This is a genomic window from Candidatus Cloacimonadota bacterium, from assembly GCA_020532355.1.
GTDB lineage: Bacteria > Cloacimonadota > Cloacimonadia > Cloacimonadales > Cloacimonadaceae > UBA5456.
Window position 1 is genome coordinate 1 of record JAJBBD010000081.1, and the last position, 4,776, is coordinate 4,776.

A 4,776-nucleotide genomic window follows, 5' to 3' on the forward strand; every position below is an offset into this window, starting at 1 on the left:
CAAGGTGGTTTGGCTGGATTGAATGCGTTTGTTTAGAGCTATAGTAACCATCCCCTGCTATAGTAATCTGGTATTCACAGGGACTTAGGTAGAACAAGGGGAACGAGTATTCACCTAATTCATTTGTTGTTGTATTATAAGTTTCATTAGTAGTGATGTTAATAACTGAAACATCAACCCCTGGGCTTACGTTACCTTGGCAGGTAACTGATCCTGATGCGTATCCAATCATTCTTGAACTAGGGTCATTTTCAATTGCATTTAATGTGTTCAATATCCATGTTGAAGCATCTTGAGGGATTAAATTATGATATCTGGGCTCAGGGGAGATATAGTAACCGTCGAAGGGGATAGTAAAAGTTGTAGGTAATTGAGAATTGAAGTTTCCATTTGTAAATGGGATACTTTCAATGCACAAGCTTGATGCAGTAGGGACCATTGGCGGAATATAGCTTTGTGACATGATTAGCTGAAGTTTGGGGGTACCTAAGAATTTATCAAGAAAGTCGTCCCAATCATGTTCACATATAGTGTACGTATATTTATTGCGCATTGGGATTAGAGAACTCGGGGTTTTGTCATACCAAACTGAGTTAATTCCAGCAATATTAAGAGTTAAAGTAAGCATTCCCAGTTTAAAGCGAACATCGATATTTGAGAAATTGCTACTGTTGTTTACGTTCCCAGACAGTGTGTTAGAGCCTAAAGCTACAGCGTATTTCTTCACAAAGTTTTGTTGGTGAGGAAAGCCAGTATTATTAAGCAGATTTTGTCCACCACTATCCGAATTATTAAGGATACCAAAGACTTCCCTATATTGATTACTCCCATATTCAACCGATGGATTGATGCCCATAATATTATTCCGGATCATCTGTTTAGCAGCATCTGAATTAAACACTGCATCGATCATTTCATCAAAATCATCTGGCAAGACAGCTTGTATCATAGTGTTGTTCAACAAACTCTGGGCATTATCGTTAATCAAAATCCCTCTATGAGGTGAATCCAGAGTTATCACAGCATTACTCATATGGGGATAATTCCCAGCTTCAGCATAACTTAAGGCAAGTCGTGCTAATATCCCTCCCATTGAATATCCAATGATTTTTACTGGCTCAAGAACTTCGTTTTGGTTATATTGCGTTTGAATATGATTCAGCGCAGCAAGCACATACTGAGAATTGCTTGTTAAGCTGTTTTGATTGGAGCTTCCAAATGTTAAGATAAATATATCATATCCATCGTTTAGCAACCCAGAAAAGAAGTTAGGATTCATACAGATAATTGAGGCTGCTGCTGTTGATCCCGTGAGAGCGAAGCCCTCGATAAAAAGAAGCGGTTTTCGTCCTGCATCTGTGTTGCTAGACATAAAGTAGGTTAGCTTCACATTATCGTCAATTTCTGAAACAGATTGATTATTTAATAGAGGGCATATTGTAATAGTGAAGTTTATATTATACAAAGGCTGTCCCCCTATGTTGTATAGCTTCAATATTAGTGAATATGTTTCACTTGAACCAGCAACATCATACTTATGGTCTAGGAAATTGGTCTGTGTGTTTGCAATCGAGTTGGATCCATCACCGAAGTATAATTTCTTTATCAAACCGTTGAATTCATCATCAAAAATAAAACGGATATCATTGTAATGGATAACGTCTGTTATTTCTGCCCCACTTTCAGATATTGGAACAACTACTTTCCCCGGGCCTGTTACCATGTAGTTTCCGTGGCTATTATCTGTCCTTTCAGTAACAAAACTCGGGATGCTTGCTAGATAATCGACAGTAGTTGGCATAGCATACAGCATGCTAGATGCTAGTATTGTCACAATCATCATCGGTATTATGTTTCTTAAACATGTTAACTTCGTGACAAATGTAATTATGCCTATACCATTGGTAGTTAATTTCTCGATGGCAATAAATAGAGGTCTCATTTGTGTTCCTAAGAGCGATGTGGATTTACAAGTATGTGCAGACATCTTATTTCTCCTGTCTTGTCTGTAGGCAAGCAGATATCATGGTTGTATAAAGTTCAATGTCTTTATGCAAACATTTCCGCTGTTGCCAAATTACCCGTTCATTGATTCACGTGAGCCAATTAACCGGCTACTTAATACACTATCTATATTCTGCTTCATCCTCAAAAAAAGGAATCCACCTATAAATTCTATGGAACAGATACCCATATCAGATGAAATGTAAGCAAGGTCTATTCCCATTACAAGCTCCATGATTACAGCAAACATAATCTTGCTTTTTATGTCAAGCTCAATTTCTGCAGGCATTTCTCAGTAGCAAGATGAGACTGTTCAAAAACCTGCAAATACTAGGCTGCTTTCCCTGCCTTTTTAGAAAAAAGCAGGTCGAGATGGTTACAGACTATCTTTTTCTGACATATTTAGAAGATATTTAGTCTCGCAACCAGAGATTAATCATATAATATTTACTTACGTTATTGATCGGTTCTATTAGTCACAAGTTAGCCAGTCACAAGTTATCACAAGTTATCACAAGTTAGCCACAAGCCAGCCACAAGTTAGCCTTGGCAAGCCCAGTTTAGATAGTTCAAAATCTCCCTACCGGATTCCCAACCTATGGCCAGCAATATCCTTGATCTAAGATTCTTGATAATCTTAGCTTTCCTTTTTTGAGCTACGGCGTTGCTGACCTTCAGATGTGCGGCAAAATCACTTATCGTCCGGAAGGATGCCATTGATTCATATTCTTTATACTCTTGAGTCTTGAAGATTTCTGCTTTTATGGCGGGCTCGAGGCCTTCTATCTCTAAGGTGTTTTGCAGGCACATCAATTCCTTGATCATCTCATCTTCGCTGCAAAGTGAAGCATAGAGTTCTTTTTGCTCCGATTTGGATCGATAGTGCTTACGGAGCAAGTTATGCGTCACCTGTCTAAGCCAGGTATTCACGTCCTGGATGTAATTTTTGGATGCAAGTAAGAGATAGATGGCTTCCTGGGAGATGTCGGCCGAAAGCTCCGGATCCTGCGTTTTAGACAAGGAATAATGAAGGCAGATTTTGTGGTAATACTCAAACAGGTCTTCGATTGCCTTTTGATATGCCGAGCCTATGTATTCCTGCCTTTGGTCGGTAAACTGCTCTGCTACCGAGTCTTTTATCGCCCGGATAAGGAGGGTATTTGCAAGGCCGTCTGCTATATTCAAGTAACGAAAGCTCTGCCGGCTCTCATCTTTGATATAGCCTATTAGCTCAGTGTAGCTTTCTCTGTTTAATGATTGCGCAGCGTTTTGGTGCATTTTTATTCTCCCTTGCTCTGATATCTTTCATGGTTTTCAAGTTATATGTGCTTGAGTTATTTGTCAACTTCAAAATCTTTTGGCATTTTCCTATTACCTACCAGGCGGCGGCAGCGAAACTCTCCTTACCCTTATCGGTGCTTGCCCAATTATTCGATAGGGGTTTAACGCCGCTCCCATTCAAGTTATCATTCCACTGATCAGGCGTTAAGACTTCTCTTTAATCCATCGGCGCAGAAAGCATTCTGGGTAAACGATAAAAGCCCAGAGAATTCTCTGGGCTTTACTTATGGTCACTTGATGCTATTTCATCAATAACATCTTCGAGCTAAGGGTATTGTTTGGCGTAGTTAACCTGTAGAAGTAAACGCCGGTAGCGACATTTCTATTACCATCATCCTTGCCATCCCAAACCACAGTATACTTACCACCATGCAAGCTATTGTTCGACAGAGTTTTTGCTTTCTGTCCCCTAACATTGTAAACTTCCAGTTTGCACATAAGAATCAGGCTTTCAGTTTAGTTCAGCTTTAGCTTAGCTTCCCAATGCGCAGCGTTTATATCAATAACTAAGCTATGCATCAAGAGCTATTCATCCAACTATTCATCCAAGTAAGCTTTGAAATCAAAACTCCCGGCTATCTGATCAGCGTTACCTTTTTGCTCAGGCTATGCCTGCCATTGATCGAGAGATTAAGGAAGTAGATCCCGCTGGCGCAGCTCTTGCCATTTGCATCTTCGCCATTCCAGGGGGTGAGTTGTTCGTCTTTCCTCTTGGGATCAAGCGCGATGCTTTGCACTTTTTGGCCCTTGAGGTTATAGATATTGATGCAGGCAGTGTGAATCGTCTCTTGCTTGTTTTCAGCAAAGGCTGAGAGGCCGATTTTGATATTGGTGAAAGTGTTGAACGGATTGGGATAGGAAGAAAGCTGGAGGACAGGAAGAGCGGGAGCTACGGGATCGTCAATGCTCACCCAGGGTCTGGAGTCATACTCGTAGCAGCCCATGTCTATGCGATCGTTCCAGATGCGATGGTTACCCGCCAGATCATAGGGGGGCAGGTTCAATCCGGTGGTATCGCGAGTTCCCGCATCTATGCAAGGAGAACCCTCTGAGAGGCTGTAATAAAGCGGATCATGGATATCAAAGCCTCCGGCAAAGCGGGGATCGCCGCTAATGCTGGTAGGCAAGAAGTTGATGGTATTACCCGGCACCAGGAAAGGCAGGATGCCCGCTACACCATCTTTGATTAGGGAGTGGTCGATGCTGATATTGGTGTGTTCGTAAGGGTTGCCATCCATGGGATTCACCTTGATCTGATATGGAGTATCGTTATCGAAGATGCAATTGACGATATTTACCTCTCCATTTACCTTCAGCGTGTAAGCATCTCCCTGGTTACCTGCAAAAGTGCAATTAGTGAAGTCCATCCTGGGATTGTTTGAGGAGCCAACAAGGATCATATTATCATGGGAGGAGATATTGGCAAAGAGG

General features: G+C 41.2%; 4 protein-coding genes. All 4 read right to left on the reverse strand.

All coding sequences use genetic code 11. From position 1 onward, the window contains the following. Positions 1–1,942, reverse strand: a 1,942-nt coding sequence (locus LHW48_02705; protein MCB5259369.1) for a GPI inositol-deacylase, incomplete at its 3' end; no start/stop codon positions are given. A 602-nt stretch (positions 1,943–2,544) separates the two neighbouring features. Beyond that, positions 2,545–3,282, reverse strand: coding sequence for a hypothetical protein (locus LHW48_02710; protein MCB5259370.1), 738 nt, complete (start codon positions 3,280–3,282; stop codon positions 2,545–2,547). 303 nt (positions 3,283–3,585) lie between these two features. Then, positions 3,586–3,783 (reverse strand): T9SS type A sorting domain-containing protein, encoded by a 198-nt coding sequence (locus LHW48_02715; protein ID MCB5259371.1) that lies wholly within the window; start codon positions 3,781–3,783, stop codon positions 3,586–3,588. Between the two features lie 137 nt (positions 3,784–3,920). Continuing rightward, the coding region (locus LHW48_02720; GenBank protein ID MCB5259372.1) for a T9SS type A sorting domain-containing protein at positions 3,921–4,776 on the reverse strand (856 nt) is incomplete at its 5' end.

Bases quoted from the DNA above. Each gene is read 5' to 3' on its own strand.
- LHW48_02715 (MCB5259371.1), bottom strand. From the start codon at position 3,783: ATGTGCAAACTGGAAGTTTACAATGTTAGGGGACAGAAAGCAAAAACT.
- LHW48_02710 (MCB5259370.1), bottom strand. From the start codon at position 3,282: ATGCACCAAAACGCTGCGCAATCATTAAACAGAGAAAGCTACACTGAG.